We start from the raw sequence: 16548 nt of genomic DNA on the forward strand, positions 1-16548 counted from the left end.
GGCGTGAGCGGAAGGGCGGTTCGAGCAAGAGCATTCGTGAGTAGCATCGGAACCATGTCGTTCTTCGACGAGCTGGTCGGACGGATCCGTCTCCCGGAGCCGGCGATGGTGACGCCCGAGCAGGCGCTCCCCGGCCGGGAGGAGCCAATCCTGGTGCCGGATACCCATTTCGTGAACGGCAATCCCCTCCGTCCGCCATTTCCTGACGGCATGCGGGTCGCGGTCGTCGGGATGGGTTGTTTCTGGGGTGCGGAGAAGGGCTTCTGGGAGCTCGACGGCGTCTACACGACCGCGGTCGGGTACGCGGGCGGGTACACGCCGAATCCGACCTACGAGGAAGTGTGCAGCGGCCGCACCGGGCACACCGAGGCGGTGCTCGTCGTCTTCGATCCCGCGGTGCTGGATTACGCCACCGTGCTGAAACACTTCTGGGAGGACCACGATCCGACCCAGGGCATGCGCCAGGGCAACGATCGTGGCACGCAGTATCGCTCGGCGATCTTCGCGCTGAGCGACGAACAAGCCGCCCTGGCCGGAAGCAGCGCGGAGACCTACGGCAAGCGGCTCGCCGAGGCGGGGTACGGGTCCATCACCACCGAGATCGCGCCGCTGCCGACTCCGGAAGCAGGTCCGGCGCCGAATCTGTCCGGGTTCTATTACGCCGAGGGCTATCACCAGCAGTACCTCGCGAAGAATCCGGGCGGCTACTGCCCGGTGCACGCCACCGGGGTGACCTGCCCGGTCGGGCTGGGGGCCTGAAAGACCTTGCGCGAACGGCGAACCGCCGCGCATCCGAAGTGATCGGACGCGCGGCAGTCGCGGGGCTCGGTTACAGCGGCGGCACGACGCCGGGGCGAAGGGTGCGCGGATCGGCCGCGTCATGGGCCTTCCACCAGCGCACGCCGCCCGCGATGAAGTCGGCGGGCGCGATCTCCTTGCCCTTGGCGTCGTACACCGTGACGTTGTCGAACCACACGCGCACATCGAGTTCGCGCGGGTCGATGCCCTCCTCCTGGGAGAACTCCAGCACGTGCGAGGGGGTGTGATCGTCGATCTCGGTGTCGAAGCTGAGCAGTTCGCGCCACAGCGCCCAGCCGCTGTCGTCGACGTCGATGAATTCCCAGCCGTGCAGGCGGCCGCCGCCGAAGCTGCGGATCGCGTGGTCGAGGCCGTCGAGCGTGAGCGGAAGTATCTTGGCCGCGATGTCGTCCCAGCGCTGGATCCGCAGTGAGGCCGCGACTCGGCTGACGCCGGTGAAGTCCAGCCGGACCTGATGGTCCTGTGGCGGCGCGCCGTCGGCGGGCACCGTCATGACTGTCAGATCGAGGCGCAGCGTGGCCGCCTTCGTATCCACCTCGAGCCCGAGGCAGGTCGCCTCCGAGATCGCGGTGTTGAGTCCGGTCGAGTCCAATCCGTCGAATAGCCCCCTGCGCACATCCATGCCCTCAGGCTACCGACAGCGCCAGCTGGAGCCCGGTATTTCAGTTTTTCGCTAGTGTTCTCGTTTTTTCTGGAACCGAATCGTTCGCCGTTCCGTCCAAGTAGATGTCGGGACCCGCTCGGCCGCGGTTCCGAGGCAGCGGCGAACGACCGCTCCGGGATGGACAAGGAGGGGAGTCCCGGATCGGTCGTTCGTGACCCCCGCTTCGCCGAGGATGAGCTGGACAGGGCCGTGTGGGTCCCGATCCCGGTCCGCTGGGGCGAGATTGGATTCGCGTGAAGTTTGCTTATAGCCGCGCCCTGTGACTGTCCCCGACGGTGATAGGCGGGGCCTGTGGATCAGGTTGTGGATTCTGTGGATAACTCCCACGAAGATATGCACAGGTGGTCGCGGAGCGGGGCGGGAATGGGTTAACGGCGGCGGAAACGGACTCGGGGTACGAAATTTGCGGACGGGTACCGACCCCGCAACCACCTGGCGATACGGACATCGTCGCCGCCGGGGTGGTTGTGGGCGGCGGTCCGCCCGAAAACCCGCGCGCGATCGGACCGGATGCGGAAGTACGCCTGATCCCCGGCGCTGCGGCGATCATGGCAGGATCGAGTCGTGACGAGCCCCGAGATTCCGTCGGTGCCGGTGGAAGACCTGCCCGGCGAATTCGACCACGGCGAGCGGCCGGACCCGGTCCGGGCGATCCTGCTCGACGTGCGCGAAGTCGACGAGTGGCAGCTCGGGCACGCCCCCGGCGCGATCCACATCCCGATGGTCGATGTGCCCGCGCGCACCGACGAGCTGGACTACGACGCCGAGGTCTATGTCGTCTGCAGGCAGGGCGGCCGGTCCATCGAGGTGGCGAAGTACCTGGCCTATATCGGTTTCGAAGCGGTGCAGGTCGACGGCGGCATGGTGGCCTGGCAGCGGATGGGTCGCCCGCTGGTCGCCGAGGGTGACCATCCGGCGAAGATCTACTGACGGAAGAGCGAGGTGCCCAGGCAATGAGCGTCAGGCCGGAAGCGGCAGCCCGTGGGACAACGCCGGGCGAGCGAAGGACACGCTGTGAGTAGCGTGCTGCAGCCCTGTGCCCGCTGCGGCGCGCGGTGGGCCGTGCACGGCACCCCGATGCACTGGTGCCCGCGCTGCCACGGCGTGCTGCTCTCGCCCGCGCCCATCGACGCCCCCGCCGATCGGCGCAACTATCGGTGGGTGGCGCGCCGCCCGGATCACCGGAACGGCAGACCCGTCACGGCGGCGCGGCGCAGGCCGACCGCGCCGACCCCGCGCTACCCGCAGATCCCGCGCTGGGGCCTGCGCGACGAGCTGCCCGCCTCGGCCCTGGCCGCGCCGCGCGGCCGCGCCGCCGCGCTCGCGAGCTGGGTCACGCCGCTGCTGCTGGTCACCGCGGGGATGTTCGCGCTGGCCGCGGTCGCCGAGCTGGTGCGCTACGTGATCCTGCTGGTCAACCGGACACGTCTCATCGACCCGCTGGCGTTGCGGTTCTCGGACTGGCTCCTCACCGGGTCGTCCCTGCTGGCCCTCGCGCTCGCGCTCGGTAGCGGCGTCGCTGTGCTCGGTTGGTTGATCGAGACCCGAAGCGCGGTGTTCGCGCGGGCGGGTCGCCGCGATTCCCGTCCTGTGCCGCTGCTCGTGCTCGGCTGCCTCGTCCCGGTGGCCAACCTGGTGTATCCGGGGGTCTTCCTCACCGAGGTCGCCGCGGAACGCGGCGACCCGAGGGCGCTGCGCGCGATCCGGATCTGGTGGTGCGCCTGGATTCTCGGCGGGCTGATGGCCGCGGCCGCGCTGTTCTGGCGGGCCGCGGACTCGCTGCAGGTCAAGGCGGACGGCGTCCTGTTCACGGCGTGGACGGACGCGGTCGCCGTCGCGCTGACGGTGCTGACGCTCTGGGTGGTGCGGCTGCTCGACGGACACGATCTGTTCGGCCGGGTCCGGCTGGCCCGCCGCTGGGTGGTCGCGGTCGACCCGGCGGTGCCGGTCATCGAGCCGGTTCATCCGGGCGGCGCGGCGCGCACCGAGGCGCCGGATGCGGCCGACGCCGAGATCCCCGATGATCGGGATACCGACAACGGTGCTGTTCAGCACGAGGAGGTCATGGCCAAGTGAGCCAGAGCAGTCGCGCACCGTTCGTCGTCGCGCACCGTGGCGCCTCGGCGGCGCGTCCCGAGCACACGCTCGCCGCATACGATCTCGCGCTCCAGGAGGGCGCCGACGGCGTGGAGTGCGACGTCCGGCTGACCAGGGACGGACATCTGGTCTGCGTGCACGACCGCACGGTCGACCGCACGTCCTCGGGCTCCGGGCTGGTCAGCGAGATGACGCTCGACGAGTTGCGTGCGCTGGATTTCGGCGCCGACGGCGAGCCCGCCTCGGTGCTCACCCTCAGCGAACTCATCGAGCTGGTCCTCGACTGGCGCAGCAGGCCGACCAAGCTGTTCATCGAGACCAAGCACCCGGTCCGCTACGGCGGGCTGGTGGAGAACAAACTGCTCGCCGAACTCCAGCGCTTCGGCATCGCCACGCCCGCCTCGGCGGATCATTCGCGCGCCGTGGTCATGTCGTTCGCGGCGCTCGCGGTGTGGCGTATCCGTCGCGCGGCGCCGTTGCTGCCCACGGTGCTGCTCGGCGAGTCCTCGATCTACCTCGGCGGCGGGGCCGCGACCACCGTCGGCGCCACGGCCGTCGGCCCTTCGGTGAAGACGCTGCGCGAGCACCCGGATCTGGTGGACAAGGCCGCGGCGGCGGGCCGCGCCACGTACTGCTGGACGGTGGACGAACCCGAGGACGTACGCCTGTGCGCCGACCTCGGCGTCAGCTGGGTCGCGACCAACCACCCCGGTCGCACGAAGACCCTGCTCGCCGCCGCCTGAGTCGCGTCCGAGGAGTGGTTCGACATTCCTCGGGGGCCGCGCCGTGGCGCATTGCTGCGACGGTCACAGCACCATGTAGTTTGACCCCTCGTGGGTAAGAGCAAGCGCAACAGTCCGAAGCCCGGAGGGAACCGGGCGCAGCGTCTCGCCGAGCGAAAGGTGGCGCTGGACCAGGCGGCTCAGGCCGTCACCCGCCCGTTCGAGGGGCTGGCCGCGGAATGCGATCTGGTCGCACTGCGGGAGTTCGTGCCGTCGGCGACCGCGACGCTGAAGCTGTCGCCCGAGGTGGCCGCCGAGCGTTCCGTCGTGCTCGCCACGGTGCTGCCCGGCGCGGTGGCCGCGCTGGTGCGCGCGGGCGATCAGCCGACCGGTTACGTCGGCACCCAGATGCAGTTCCATGGACCCGATCCGGCCGCCGACCTCGCCGCGGCGATCCTGTGGACCCAGTCCGCCGAGCCTGGCGACTCGCTCACCTCCGTCGAGAGCATCGCGGGCGGTCCGCGCCTGGCCGACGTGATCGATCCGGGCGGCGACCTGGAACTCGTCGTGCACCAGGACTTCGACTGGTGGGTGCCGGAGGGCGTGACGCCCGATCCGCAGGTGGCCGCGACCATCGAACAGGCCAAGCAGGCGATCATGCCGTCGGCGCGGCTGGAACTCGGCGCCGATTCCGTAGGCGCGGCGTGGTGGGTGGACGCGGGCGAGAAGGCGCACGTGCGCTGGGTGCGTCCGGAGAACGAGGACGACCTGATGCTGGCGCTGGCCAGGCTGCACGCCTCGGGTGGGCTGCACATGGGCGAGGGTTCGCGTTTCGCCGGTTCGTTCCGCACGCACGGACTGCTGGTGCCGGTGTTCGACCTGGACCCGGAGCGCCACTCCAGCGAGTGGACCGCGCCCGCCGCCGAGTTCGGCGCCCGCCTGCTCGCCGCGCTGGCCACGGACGCGCCGCTCACTTCCGAGGAGCGCCGTTCGCGCGACGGTCTGCGGTCGCGTCAGGTGACCTTGCGCTGACTCCGAAATTTCCCGGAGGGAATTTTGTGAAAAACGCCTCTTTCAGACTCTGTGGCGGGTTAGGTTCTGAACATCACCGTTACTGGTGATGGTGAGGATTGCCTTACCGCACAGATGAGGAAAGTAGGAACACCATGGAAGCCATTCTTGCGCTGCTCAAGACGCTGCTCAGCTCGTTGAGCGCCAGCTGAGGCAACCATCTCGGTCGAAACAGGCCCAGCTCGTCGCGAAGAGCTGGGCCTGTTTTCCGGAATAACCTCTTCTATAGCGAACCGCCCGCTGTCGAGGGTGCGCCGGAGGCATCGGCCGGAGAACTCATCTCCCGCGCGATGAAATTCTCCAGATCGAACAGGTTCGAGCCGGCGCGGTCGGCGATGTTGAGCAAGGTCGTCATATTCGCGACCTCCTCGACCTGCTCCTTCAGGAACCATTGCATGAACTGCTCGCCGAGGTAATCGCCCTCCTCGCGGGCCGTGCTCGCCAGCCGGATGATCTGGTCGGTGACGGTCTTCTCCTGATTGAGGGCCAGGGCGATCGGTTCCCGGACACCGTCGAAATGCGACTTCGCCGGATCGATGCCGGAAAGCTCGACGCTGATATCCCGGTCGAGGAAGTACTGCACGATCATCATCGCGTGATTGCGTTCTTCCACGGCCTGTGCGTAGAACCGCTTGGCCAGCTGAGGCAGATCCGTATTGTCGAACCACACCGCGATCGCGATGTATTGGTGTTCGGCATTGAATTCGTGCCGGATCTGGTCGTGGAGCAGGCTGTGGAATTTGCTGCGCGGGGACTCCGAATGGCTGGACATGCCGCCACATTATCGCTGGTCAGGGCGCGTGTCATCCAAGTGCACCCTTATTGAGGCTAGTGTTGCCTAATTAAATGTTTGCTGCGCCAGCCATTTTCGGCGCCGAATTGCCTGGCTTCGCGGGCGCGCGCACCTCGCGCGCCACGAACTGCTCGACGTCGAACAGGTTGCCTTCCCGATCGATCACGGTGAGCAGCGTCGTCATCCCGGCGACGTTGTCCACCTGCTCTTTCAGGAACCACTGGATGAACCGCTCGCCGAGATAGTCGCCGCTCTCCCGCGCCGCCTTCGCGAGCGCCGTCACCTGCGAGGTGCAGTTGCGCTCGGCCTCCAGCAGGAATGCCGTTGCCGCGCGCGGAGATTCGAAGTCCGAGCGGATCGAGTCCAGGCCGCCGACCCGGACCTCCAGATCCCTGTCGAGCAGGTACTGCACCATGCGCATCGCGTGCGCACGATGCTCCTCCGAGCGGGTGTAGCAATGTCGGGCCAGTTGTGGAAGCCGCAGCGAGTCGAAGTAGACCGCGGCGGCGAGATACTGCTGCGCGACGGTGAAGCCGTGCCGGATCTGATCGCGCAGCAGGGCCGGGAAGGACTGGGCGCCATCGGTGTCGGACATGCCTCGACGCTACCGCGTGAGCAGTTCTTCCGGGATGGATCTGTCGTTCGCGAGTGCTTCGAAGAACGCGCTCGCCTTCGTCTTGTCCCACAGCAGCACGTTGCCGCTGCCGTCGACGTCGTCGAAACCGCCGACCGGCACCGTCGTCGCCACCGTGTCGCCGCGCATCGCCCAGCCGAGGCGGCCGAGATCCCAGATGTGATCGTCCTCGTCGACCTTCAGCGAGCCCGCGGTGTCGGCCGCCAACGGCCAGAGTGTGAACGGATTGGCCACGGTGGCGCCGCTGGTCGCCTTCTTCAGCAGCGCGGCCATGAAGAGGCGCTGGTTGTTCATCCGGTCGATGTCGGCGAGTGCGGTCGCCCTGCTGCGCACGAAACCGAGCGACTCCGGTCCGTTCAGCTTCTGGCAGCCCGCCTCCAGATTGATGCCCGCGAGCGGGTCGTCGATGGGTTTGGGCACGCAGACGTCGATGCCGCCCAGCGTGTCGACGATGCCCGCGAAGCCGGCGAACCCGATCTGCGCGTAGTGGTCGATGCGCAGGCCGGTCGCGCCTTCCACGGTTTGTACGAGCAACTGCGGGCCGCCGAAGGCGAAGGCGGCGTTGAGCTTGTCCTTGCCGTGGCCGGGGATGCTCACGTACGAGTCGCGCGGCAGGCTGACCAAGGTGGTGCGACCCGACTTCGGGATGTGCACCAGCATGATCGTGTCGGTGCGCTCCGGACCGACGTCGCCGCCGGTGGCCAGCTCCTGCTCCTGTTCGCTGGAGAGCCCGCCGCGCCCGTCGGAGCCGACGAGCAGCCAGTTGGTGCCCGGCGTGTTGCCGACCCGGTCGGCGTATCCGGCCAGGGCGTCGATGCGGGACAGCTTGCCGTCGAGGTTGATCACCGCGGCGACCGAGGCGACGACGAGAACCAGCAGGAACACCAGGAACCACCGGAACGGATGCCGTTTGCGTCGCGGGCGCGGGGCACGGTCGGCGCGCGGCGGCGCGGCAGGCGGTGGTGGCGGTGGTGTGCCGCGGCGTCCGCGCGGGCTCGGGGCGTGGGTGCGCGGGACGGGCTCGTGGAACGGCTCCGGCTGCTGCGTCGGCGCGTACTCCGGTTCCGCTTTGTGGAGCCGCGGCGGCGCCTCCTGCGGGACCTTCGAATACGCGAGCGGCTGTGCGTGCGGATCGGCGCCGTCGCGGCGCAGCACTTTGGTCCGTTCGACAGGCGGCGGGTGGCCTTCGCGGCCCTGTCGTGCCGGCGGGGCGGCCGCACCGTGTGGCGGCACGGCGGTACGACCCTGCGCGGGAGGAGGGGGCGCGGCGCCGTGCCCCTGCGGCGGCGGGCCCGGGCGGCGCGACCTCGGATCGGCGCCCTGCGGTGCGTGCGGCGGGGGGACTCGTCCAGGTCCGCCGCCCTGTCGTGGCGGCGGGGCCGCGTGACGCTGCGGAGGCAGCGGCTCACGACCCTGTCCGGGCGGTGGGGTGGCACGGCGCTGCGACGGGGGGACCGCGCCGCCCGACGGGATGCCGGGTGACGAAGGCGGAACGGCTGCGCCACCGGGCGGCGGGGGTGGTTGCGGCACGCCGGGGCGGCCCTGCGGCGGCGGCACCCGGCGCGTCCGCGCGTTGCGGGGGTCGTCGCCGTTCATCACACTGACTTTACTTATCGGGGCGGCAGGGGGTTTCTCCGATAATCACCCGGCGGCCTGTTTCCGTTACGGCAGCCAGGAAACGTGTCCGCGCAGTGCCGTGTAGCCGATGTAGGCGACCGCATCGATGGTGGCGTGCGCCAGTATCAGCGGCCACAGCCGGTTGGTGCGCTGCCAGTAGCGGCCGAAGATCAAGCCCATCACCAGGTTTCCCAGACCGCCGCCGAGGCCCTGGTAGAGGTGGTAGCTGCCGCGCAGCAGCGCCGAGGCGAGCAGCGACGAATTCTCCGTCCAGCCCAGTTGACGCAGCCGCGTGATGAGGTACGCCACAACGAGGATTTCCTCGGCGAACGAGTTCGCGCAGGCGGACAGGATGAGGACGGGCAGCCGCCACCAGTGCTCCTCCAGCGAACTCGGCACGATCGTCACGCTGAAGCCCATGGCGTGCGCGATCAGATACAACCCGAGCCCCGGCAGGCCGATGATCGCCGCCAGCGCCAGTCCCGGCACCCCATCCGCGCGCGACCGGAACCGTCCGAGCCCGATCAGGCGCGGCCCGATGCCGCTGCGCCACAACAGGTACAGGCCCAGCGCCGCCCATCCGGCCAGCCGCAACACCCCGAGCAACTGGAACAGCAGGTCGATCAGCGACTGCTCGGAGCGCGAGGCGTTCAGCGCGATCGTGCGCCCGCCGATCCCGCCCGGCCCCAGCGCGCTGTCCAGCAGTGACAGCGCGGCGCTGATCCCGCTCAGCCCGAACGTGACGGTCAACACGACCGCGATCTCGATCCGGATCGCCAGCCGCTCCCGCTCCGTCAGCTCGGATTCGCCGGGGGCATCCGACTCAGCACGCATGCCGTCGAATCTAGCCAGCTGCGCAGGTTCGGGCTGGGTGCGGTCACATCCGGCGCAGGCCGTTGAGGAAGGGGCAGCCCGCCAGGGTGCGCACGGCGCGGCTGAGGGATTCGACGTCGTCGACCGGAGCGCCGAAGGGAAGGCGGAAGTCGTGGTCGCCGTCGTGGCCTTCGATCCGCAAGGTGACGCCGTACCGGTCGATGGCGAGCGGGTGCACGGTGCCGGTCTGCAGGCGCGGCGGCAGATGGCGCGCGAGCTGGGCGATGACGTCGGCGTGATCGGCGTCCATGTGCTGCAACCAGGCCGATTCCAGCGCGCAGAACGGGTCCGGCTCGGCCAGTCGCAGCTCCTCGACGCAGACCGATTCGGCGCCGGTCGAATCCGCCATCACGGCGCTGTTGATCACCAGGCGCAGCAGGGTCGAGCTGTATCCGACGTCCAACAGCGCGGGATCCGGGTTGTCCTTGGCGACCTCGCCCGCGAGTACGCGCTGCGCCTGGGCGGGCACGGCGCGCACGGTGCCGCGCAACCAGACGAGGGCGCGGACCGGCTCGCGCAGCGGCAGCGGCGCGTGATCGGTGAGTTCGAGCACCGCCGCCGCTCCGCCCGGGCCGGAGTTGCCGGTCAGCACCGCCGCCATCGAGCCGGTCGGCACTGCGATCACCACGTCGCCGCACTGCCGCACGTGATGCACCGAGGTCGGCGTCGGGTCGATCCCCGGCAGGGCGAGGACCGCCTGCTCCGCGTGAGCGCACGCGCTGCGTACCCGCTCGGCGGTGGTGGGCGCGACGGTCGGATTCGGCATGCGGACCTCCGTGGTGATGGCGGCGGCGATAATTAGGTAAACCTAAGCTAAGTGAGCCGCCCTCGATCTGCAAGCGTTACCTTCCGGCTGATTCCAGAATCAGGGCCCGCTACGGTGATCCTCGTGGGAGAAGCGACACCGACGGCAGGTCACGGCGCGAGCGAACCGGTACTGGTCTCGTTGTCCGCCCCCGCCCGCCGCAGCCTGGTCGACGGCTTGATCGGCCCGCCCGGCTCGGTCCCCAACGCCCCCATCCTCGCCGCCGACGCGTCCGACGCCGAGATCGCCGACTTCCTCGCCGGTGTCGTCCATGCCGACACCGGGTTCGTTGCGCGCACGGACGACGGTGAGCGCGCACTCGCTGTCGTCGCGGCGACCGCTGCCGCTTTGTGCGGCGAGGACATTCGCGGCGCGCTCGTCCAGCCGGATGTCGAATTTCTAGTCGGTCTGAAACCGCCTGCGGTGGAGGCGGTTCGCGGTGTTCTGCTCGCGGTGGAGACGGTCGCGCCGGATCGTGTCGGTGAGGTTCTCGCGGTGCTCCGCCGTTGAGGCGCGAGGTCTCGTCGGGTGATCGTGCGCGCCGAGGTCGGTCGACCTTGTGGCGGGGTGCGCGGATCTTGCGCAGGGTTCGGCCCGGTCCCCACCATGCCGAAGGGTTGCACACCCCACCCGATCCGGGCCCCACGTCGGCCCCCGCCGAGGCCCAGCAGCCGAACCCGAAGGACGCGCGTCGCACGAAGCGGTTTGCTGGCATCCCGGCGCTTGTAATGTCGTAGGGGTGCCGCGTATCGCGTATTTCGGACCGTCCGGAACCTTCACCGAGATGGCCCTCGCCAAGCTCGAGTCCTCGGCCGTCTTCGACGGACCCGTCGAGCGGGTCGCCGCGCCCAGTCAGGGGGCGGCGCTGGATCTGGTTCGGTCCGGTGACGTGGATGGCGCTGTCGTGCCGATCGAGAGTTCCGTGGAGGGTTCGATCTCGGCCACGCTGGATTCGCTGGCCATCGGGCCGCGATTGCAGATCGTCGCGGAGACCGAGTTGGAGGTCAGCTTCACCATCCTGGCGCGGGCGGGCACCGAGCTGGCCGACGTGCGCACGCTGGCCGCGTACCCGGTGGCCGCCGCGCAGGTGCGGATGTGGGTCGCGCGCCGGATGGCCGAGGCCGAGATCTACACGTCGGCCTCGAACGCCGCCGCCGCCGAGGATGTCGCGGCCGGTCGCGCCGATGCCGCCGTCTCGACCGCGCTGGCGGGGGAGCGGCTCGGGCTGATCGCCCTGGCCACCGGAGTGGCTGATCACGAGCAGGCGATCACCCGTTTCGTGCTGGTCACCCGGCCCCGCGTGGCGCCGTCGCCGACCGGCGCGGACCGCACCTCGATCGTGTTGGAACTGGCGAACGAGCCCGGCTCGCTGATGCGCGCGTTCGCCGAGTTCGCGACGCGCGGCATCGACCTGACCAGGATCGAATCCCGGCCCACCCGAACGGGTATGGGCACTTACCGGTTCTATCTGGACTGCGTCGGGCATATCGATGACACCGCGGTCGCCGAGGCGCTCAAGGCGCTGCACCGCACGGCCAGGATCCGCTTCCTCGGTTCCTGGCCCGCGACGTCGGCGACGGGTACGCCGCCGCCGTCCGACGAGGCGGCCGCGGAATGGCTGACTCAGTTACGAAAGGGGGTGGCGGACACATGAACGAGATCGCGGGCAAGCTGATCCTGGTCCGGCACGGGGAGACCGAAGGCAACGTCGCCAAGATTCTCGACACCAAGGTTCCCGGGCTGCCGCTGACCGAACGCGGTGCGGCCCAAGCGAAGACGTTCGGATCGAACCTGCTCGTGCCGCCGCGCGCGCTGCTCTCCTCGGCAGCACTGCGGGCCAGACAGACGGCGGGATACATCGAGGCGGCGACGGGCGTCACCGCCGACGTCCTCGATGACGTGCACGAGGTCCAGGTCGGTGAACTGGAAGGACTGAACGACCCCGAATCGCACCGGTTCTTCCAGCGCATCTACCGCGCGTGGCACGAGGGCGATCTGTCCCCGCGGGTGCCGGGCGGCGAATCCGGCGAGGACGTCCTCGCCCGATTCCTGCCGGTCATCGAGAAGCTGCGCACGTCCTTCCTGCTGCCCGAGGCGGGCGGCGGCGATGTGCTGCTGGTGAACCACGGCGCCGCGATGCGACTCGTAGCGCGCACGCTGAGCGGGGTGACACCGCCCTTCACCACGAACAACCACCTCGACAACACCGAAACCATCGAGCTGGTCCCCCGCCCCGACGGCGGCTGGGACTGCATCCGGTGGGGCCGCTTCGTCCCACCCTTCGGCTACGAGGTCTCACCCACCGCCGACGATCCGATGGGTTAGGCGGCGCAGACCGTTTCACCGCCTCGTAGAGGTCAGAGCCTGTGCGAGGCGTGTGAGCGTGCTGCGAGCCTCAGGAATGCTTGGCCGCGGACCGGGGGAAGTCCTGCCGTTCCGGCAGCGAATTGATCAGGTCCAGCAGCGCGGTGCGCAGTCGCGCCGTGGTGCCGGAGCTGATCGACGACCACTTGGTGTCGTCGTCGGCGACGCTGGCGGTGATCAGGAACCGGCCGCCGCGAGTGTTGAAGATCGCGATGTGGTTGTCCGAGACGTCCCGGGTGCCGTCGCCGTACACCACACCGGAAATCTGCGCGTGCGAATGGATTTCGACCAGTGCGGAGGCCAGCACCTGCACGTCGCGGTTCGGGTTGCACACCTTCGCCAGCCGGTTGGCCGTCGCCGCGGCGTCGCCGGTTTCGCCGAAGATCGGGGCGAGCAACTCGGTCTGGGCGTTCATGCTCTCCAGCTCGAGCGGCTCGGCCGGGCCGAGCGCCGCGACGATCGGCCCGGGAAGATCCTCTTCGACCTCGTCGATGACGTAGGACTCCGGCCCGCGGAGGGCGACGACCACCATGTCGTCACCCTTCGCGAGACACATCCGGCTGATCTGTCCCTCGACGACCCACCGCAGGGCGAGCACCCAGTGCGGCCGGTACAGCGTCCGCAGCCGATCCTCGAGCTCCCCGTGGACGATGCCGTCGATCAGGAAGTCCCGATCGGCGAGCGTCTGGGCGGCCACGTCCATCGCGGCGTCGTGGTCGGCCTGGTTGTCGTAGCGTCCCATCGCTTGCAGCACGACGGGAAGCTCGTCGATCTCCAGTCTCTCCAGGAGAAACTGCATCTCGTCGAGCGACAACACGACGCCCTCGAGCATCGACGGGCCGCGGCCCGCTCCCAGAATCGTCACTTAGCCGTCCCGGCGGGGTCGGCGCCGATGACGCCGTCGGCGGAGAAACGGCCGTCGGTGAAGTGATCGCCACGCAGGTAGTCCGTGCCCTTGTGCACCGACTCGTCGTCCTCGGCGCCGCGGGTGTTCCCGAGCAGCGGGCTTCCGGACGGGTTGCCGGTGGCCGGACGGACCGGCGCGGCATCGACCCGGGCGACGACCTCGGCCACCGGAGCCGCGGCGGGCGCGTTGTTCGGCAGACCCGAACCCCAGCCTTCCGGCAGCTTCAGCGAGCCGTTGTTCAGGTTGACGGCGGCGCCGGACCCGAAGGTCGCCGATCGGGTGGCCGCGGTGGTCGCCCCGACGCCGGCCATGCCGCCCGCCATCATCGTCACCGGAGCCGCGGGCGCGACGCTCGGCGCGCCCACGCTGGTGACCGCCGCGATCGCGTTGGCGCCGATGTTGCCGACAGTGCTGACACCGCCGGTGGCGACGGTGCCCGCCACGTTGGCGGCCTGGGTCGCGGCGCTGACCACGGCCGGGTTGTTCACCACCGAGACGGCGGTCGCGATGGCCGACTGCACCGGATCACCCTGGAACGACGACTCGGCGGCGCCCGGGTCGGCACTGCCCGCGCCGTTGGCGATCGGCGGCGGGTTGTAGAACTCGCCGGGGGTGGACACGGTCACCGAGGTCGCGGCCTCGTAGGTCTCCATGACCAGCGCGGCGCGAATGTCCATCGCGTGCTTGGCGACCTCGGCCGCTTCCAGCGCGCCGGACACCGCGCCGGGCGGGTTCGCCGAGGCGACGACGGCGCCGACGGTGGCGACGATCTCGGGCGGGCTCGGCATCGTGAGCGCGGCGACGGTGTAGGCGGTGGCGTTCGCCGCGGCCTTCGATCCCATGGCGGCGGCCATCACGCCCTGCTGCTCGGCCCAGCCGGTGAATCCGACCAGCCGCGACAGGGCCGCGATGCCGTTCACGCCCTGCATGCCGACGCCGAGCTCGGCCATCACCCGGGTGACGGTCGCGGTCGCGTCGACCCACGCCGCGGTGAGCCCGCCCCACGCGGTCGCGGCGGCCGAGATCGGGATGGCGTGCGCGCCCGAGTGGAGCAGCGCGGAATTCGTTTCGGCCATGCGGGGCAGCCAGAACACCCCGGTGATTCCTGCGGTCATGCTTGTTTCTCCCCTTGTGTCTCGATGTCCGCGATCAGGCGCCGATGGTGCCCGCGACGCCCTGCATCACTCCTGCCTTCACCACGTCCTCGGCGACGTGGGTGGCGAGCTGCATGCGCAGAACGGCTGCGGCATGGTGCAGTTCGAGAATGCCCTGGGCGACGGAGCCGTCGTGCGTCGCGGCGGCCTTGTTGAAGTGATGGGCGGCGAGCAGCGACACCTCGTCCGCGCCGGACGGAAGGACGTGCGTACCCGGGCCGGTGACCGCCGCGGCGGCGGCCAATCGTTCGGCCAGCAAGTCCAGTTCGGCAGCGGCGGCAAGGATGATCTCGGGCGAGATCGAAACGTGGCCAACCATTACTCGACTCCTTCTAGTGGCGGCTATGGGGCGGAACCACGAGAATTCCCCCTACGAGTGATAGGACGCGACAGCCACGCGATCGGTTCCATCGAATCCCCTACTTCTTTTGCGATCTTGCCAGCCGCCTGCGCTCCCCTGCGTACCGTGTCCTTCTGGATGACGCGGCTCGCACCGACGACTTGGTCAAGACTAGCCCCATCCCAGCTGATGCAACCGGTCTTCGTCAATGCCGAAATAGTGTGCGATCTCGTGGATCACGGTGATCGCGACCTCTTCGACCACCTCTTCCTCGTCGGCGCAGATCTCCAGAATCGCATCGCGATAGATGGTCACCGTGTCGGGCAGCGCGCCGCCGTATTGACTGTCGCGCTCGGTCAACGCGATTCCGTGATAGAGCCCGAGCAAATGCGGGTCTTCCATATTGCGTGCTTCGATCAGCACGACCACATTATCGATGGCGCGCGCGAGCTCGGCAGGAATCAGATCGAGCGCGTCGGAGACCAGTTCCTCGAACCGGTCCTCGGACATGGAGACCGTCATGGGCGAGCGCGACCTACCTGGGCCGCGGCTGGGGCTGCGGCGGCAGCGGAGCAGCGCCGGGCAGCGGTGTGGGCGTGGAGCGACCCGAATTCGGCGGCGGCACAGGGGCTTGGCCGTTGATCAAGATCTCGCCCCTGGCCGTACCGGTGATGGGCGCGAAACCCTCACGGTCGGTGCCCTTCCCGATCATGCAGTCCAGTTTGCGGCTGCCCGCCAGCCAGCTGCGGGCGTCGACGTAGTCGAAGAACAGCGTGAGCGTCTTGTCGCGGATCGCCTCGGGGGAGCCGAGATAGTCGGTGGCCGCCCTGGCGCACTCCTCCTCGACGTACTTGTCCTGCTCGTCCTTGCCGGGCGGGACGCCGTTGAAATGGGCGCCGAGATCGACGGTCGCGATGATCTCCACCGCGTGCGCCTGCGCGCAGTCCACCGGATCGGTCGGCAGGTTCTGGTTGATGCCGAGGCAGGTGCCCGCCTGGAAAACCCTGGACTGGTCGTGTTCCGCCGCGCTGCCCTGCGAAGGCAGCGGCGTTCCGGTGCTGCCCGAGAACTGGAGGCCGCAGCGCAGGGTGCGGTCGCCGTTCTTCCAGCCCTCCGGGCTCGGGTACATCAGGCCGACGACGTAGCGCCCGCGCGGATCGAACTTCCCGTTCATGTACTGCTGCACCGAGGGCACGCAGTGCTCTTCCTTGAGCTCGGTGAGCCGCAGCGAATCAGGGAAGCGCGAGCCTGGTCCGAATTCCACGCCGGGGTATCTGCTCATGTCGATGTCGGCGGCGACCTCGAACATGTGCCGGTTACCGCAGGACACCTTCACCAGGTCGCTGCGGTCGGGCTTGGTCCAGCTCAGGCAGTCGCCCTCGGCCGCGGTGCCGAACTCCTTGTCCAGCACCGTTTGCGCGGGCGCGCCGGGGTTGTGCGCCTCGAGGCCCGCCTCGTTGTCGAAGCCGGTCACGAACAAGGTGACCAGGGCCGCGACGACGGCGCCCGCGGCGACGGCGAGCAGACCCCAGCGCAGCGTCGGCGCCGACAGGTGCAGCCCGCCGCCCTCGGCGAGCGCGCCGCGCGCGGACGTGAGGGATCGAGGGAACGAACCCGAGCGCGCCGATGCACCCGTCGGCGACTGCTCGGAGTGCGGAGTCTGAGACACATCATCGGAGGACATCGCG

At 69.3% G+C, this 16548-nt stretch carries 19 protein-coding genes; 8 read left to right on the forward strand and 11 right to left on the reverse strand.

The window, feature by feature from the left end; all coding sequences use genetic code 11:
- Positions 1–54: 54 nt before the first annotated feature.
- The gene (gene msrA, locus AC3ERS_RS11105) at positions 55–759 is read left to right on the forward strand and encodes a peptide-methionine (S)-S-oxide reductase MsrA (RefSeq protein WP_431966771.1); all 705 of its coding nucleotides are present in this window, start codon (positions 55–57) and stop codon (positions 757–759) included.
- A 70-nt stretch (positions 760–829) separates the two neighbouring features.
- Here msrA and AC3ERS_RS11110 read toward each other — a convergent pair whose 3' ends face one another.
- A complete protein-coding gene (locus AC3ERS_RS11110; protein WP_431966272.1) occupies positions 830–1441 on the reverse strand; it encodes a hypothetical protein in 612 nt (203 codons plus the stop codon).
- 606 nt (positions 1442–2047) lie between these two features.
- Between AC3ERS_RS11110 and AC3ERS_RS11115 the strand changes: the two genes are divergently transcribed.
- The 4 genes from AC3ERS_RS11115 to AC3ERS_RS11130 all read left to right on the forward strand — a co-directional run bounded on the left by AC3ERS_RS11115 (position 2048) and on the right by AC3ERS_RS11130 (position 5334).
- Positions 2048–2413 carry a rhodanese-like domain-containing protein gene (locus AC3ERS_RS11115; protein ID WP_431966274.1) on the forward strand — a complete coding sequence of 122 codons (366 nt, stop codon included), beginning with the start codon at positions 2048–2050 and terminating at the stop codon, positions 2411–2413.
- Positions 2414–2497: 84 nt separating this feature from the next.
- Positions 2498–3559, forward strand: coding sequence for a DUF4328 domain-containing protein (locus AC3ERS_RS11120; protein WP_431966276.1), 1062 nt, complete (start codon positions 2498–2500; stop codon positions 3557–3559).
- On the forward strand, positions 3556–4323 hold the full coding sequence (locus tag AC3ERS_RS11125; RefSeq protein WP_431966278.1) for a glycerophosphodiester phosphodiesterase: 768 nt from the start codon (positions 3556–3558) through the stop codon (positions 4321–4323). Before AC3ERS_RS11120 ends, AC3ERS_RS11125 begins: the two co-directional genes overlap by 4 nt.
- A gap of 90 nt (positions 4324–4413) precedes the next feature.
- Complete coding sequence (locus tag AC3ERS_RS11130) at positions 4414–5334, forward strand: DUF5926 family protein (RefSeq protein ID WP_431966280.1); 921 nt, start codon at positions 4414–4416, stop codon at positions 5332–5334.
- A 262-nt stretch (positions 5335–5596) separates the two neighbouring features.
- Here the strand turns inward: AC3ERS_RS11130 and AC3ERS_RS11135 are convergent, their stop codons facing one another.
- The 5 genes from AC3ERS_RS11135 to AC3ERS_RS11155 all read right to left on the reverse strand — a co-directional run bounded on the left by AC3ERS_RS11135 (position 5597) and on the right by AC3ERS_RS11155 (position 10056).
- Positions 5597–6145: a ferritin gene (locus AC3ERS_RS11135; RefSeq protein WP_431966282.1), complete on the reverse strand. Its 549-nt coding sequence runs from the start codon at positions 6143–6145 to the stop codon at positions 5597–5599.
- Positions 6146–6215: 70 nt separating this feature from the next.
- A complete protein-coding gene (locus tag AC3ERS_RS11140) occupies positions 6216–6761 on the reverse strand; it encodes a ferritin (RefSeq protein WP_431966284.1) in 546 nt (181 codons plus the stop codon).
- A 9-nt stretch (positions 6762–6770) separates the two neighbouring features.
- Entirely contained in the window at positions 6771–7955 is a 1185-nt protein-coding gene (locus AC3ERS_RS11145; protein ID WP_431966286.1) for an LCP family protein, read from the reverse strand.
- A gap of 507 nt (positions 7956–8462) precedes the next feature.
- Positions 8463–9251, reverse strand: a complete 789-nt coding sequence (locus AC3ERS_RS11150) for a CPBP family intramembrane glutamic endopeptidase (RefSeq protein ID WP_431966288.1) — start codon at positions 9249–9251, stop codon at positions 8463–8465.
- Positions 9252–9294: 43 nt separating this feature from the next.
- Positions 9295–10056 (reverse strand): DUF2470 domain-containing protein, encoded by a 762-nt coding sequence (locus AC3ERS_RS11155; RefSeq protein WP_431966290.1) that lies wholly within the window; start codon positions 10054–10056, stop codon positions 9295–9297.
- A 123-nt stretch (positions 10057–10179) separates the two neighbouring features.
- Between AC3ERS_RS11155 and AC3ERS_RS11160 the strand changes: the two genes are divergently transcribed.
- The 3 genes from AC3ERS_RS11160 to AC3ERS_RS11170 all read left to right on the forward strand — a co-directional run bounded on the left by AC3ERS_RS11160 (position 10180) and on the right by AC3ERS_RS11170 (position 12420).
- Positions 10180–10605 (forward strand): hypothetical protein, encoded by a 426-nt coding sequence (locus AC3ERS_RS11160; RefSeq protein ID WP_431966292.1) that lies wholly within the window; start codon positions 10180–10182, stop codon positions 10603–10605.
- Between the two features lie 229 nt (positions 10606–10834).
- On the forward strand, positions 10835–11749 hold the full coding sequence (pheA, locus tag AC3ERS_RS11165) for a prephenate dehydratase (RefSeq protein ID WP_431966294.1): 915 nt from the start codon (positions 10835–10837) through the stop codon (positions 11747–11749).
- Between the two features lie 5 nt (positions 11750–11754).
- The gene (locus AC3ERS_RS11170) at positions 11755–12420 is read left to right on the forward strand and encodes a histidine phosphatase family protein (RefSeq protein WP_431966773.1); all 666 of its coding nucleotides are present in this window, start codon (positions 11755–11757) and stop codon (positions 12418–12420) included.
- 70 nt (positions 12421–12490) lie between these two features.
- On the opposite strand, the gene AC3ERS_RS11175 is transcribed toward AC3ERS_RS11170, so the two are convergent.
- The 5 genes from AC3ERS_RS11175 to AC3ERS_RS11195 form a co-directional block, all read right to left on the reverse strand.
- Positions 12491–13324, reverse strand: a complete 834-nt coding sequence (locus AC3ERS_RS11175) for an ESX secretion-associated protein EspG (RefSeq protein WP_431966296.1) — start codon at positions 13322–13324, stop codon at positions 12491–12493.
- A complete protein-coding gene (locus tag AC3ERS_RS11180; RefSeq protein ID WP_431966298.1) occupies positions 13321–14481 on the reverse strand; it encodes a PPE domain-containing protein in 1161 nt (386 codons plus the stop codon). The genes AC3ERS_RS11175 and AC3ERS_RS11180 overlap by 4 nt, the downstream gene beginning before the upstream one ends.
- 34 nt (positions 14482–14515) lie before the next feature.
- Entirely contained in the window at positions 14516–14839 is a 324-nt protein-coding gene (locus AC3ERS_RS11185; protein ID WP_431966300.1) for a PE family protein, read from the reverse strand.
- A gap of 192 nt (positions 14840–15031) precedes the next feature.
- On the reverse strand, positions 15032–15382 hold the full coding sequence (locus AC3ERS_RS11190) for a metallopeptidase family protein (RefSeq protein WP_431966302.1): 351 nt from the start codon (positions 15380–15382) through the stop codon (positions 15032–15034).
- A gap of 13 nt (positions 15383–15395) precedes the next feature.
- Positions 15396–16544, reverse strand: coding sequence for a septum formation family protein (locus tag AC3ERS_RS11195; protein WP_431966304.1), 1149 nt, complete (start codon positions 16542–16544; stop codon positions 15396–15398).
- Positions 16545–16548 lie beyond the last annotated feature (4 nt).

Source organism: Nocardia sp. bgisy134, from assembly GCF_057708325.1.

Excerpts from the sequence above, each read along its gene's own strand:
- msrA (WP_431966771.1), top strand. The coding sequence starts at position 55 with ATGTCGTTCTTCGACGAGCTGGTCGGACGGATCCGTCTCCCGGAGCCG.
- AC3ERS_RS11110 (WP_431966272.1), bottom strand. The coding sequence starts at position 1,441 with ATGGATGTGCGCAGGGGGCTATTCGACGGATTGGACTCGACCGGACTC.
- AC3ERS_RS11135 (WP_431966282.1), bottom strand. The coding sequence starts at position 6,145 with ATGTCCAGCCATTCGGAGTCCCCGCGCAGCAAATTCCACAGCCTGCTC.
- AC3ERS_RS11140 (WP_431966284.1), bottom strand. The coding sequence starts at position 6,761 with ATGTCCGACACCGATGGCGCCCAGTCCTTCCCGGCCCTGCTGCGCGAT.
- AC3ERS_RS11150 (WP_431966288.1), bottom strand. The coding sequence starts at position 9,251 with ATGCGTGCTGAGTCGGATGCCCCCGGCGAATCCGAGCTGACGGAGCGG.
- AC3ERS_RS11155 (WP_431966290.1), bottom strand. The coding sequence starts at position 10,056 with ATGCCGAATCCGACCGTCGCGCCCACCACCGCCGAGCGGGTACGCAGC.
- AC3ERS_RS11180 (WP_431966298.1), bottom strand. The coding sequence starts at position 14,481 with ATGACCGCAGGAATCACCGGGGTGTTCTGGCTGCCCCGCATGGCCGAA.
- AC3ERS_RS11185 (WP_431966300.1), bottom strand. The coding sequence starts at position 14,839 with ATGGTTGGCCACGTTTCGATCTCGCCCGAGATCATCCTTGCCGCCGCT.
- AC3ERS_RS11190 (WP_431966302.1), bottom strand. The coding sequence starts at position 15,382 with ATGACGGTCTCCATGTCCGAGGACCGGTTCGAGGAACTGGTCTCCGAC.
- AC3ERS_RS11195 (WP_431966304.1), bottom strand. The coding sequence starts at position 16,544 with ATGTCCTCCGATGATGTGTCTCAGACTCCGCACTCCGAGCAGTCGCCG.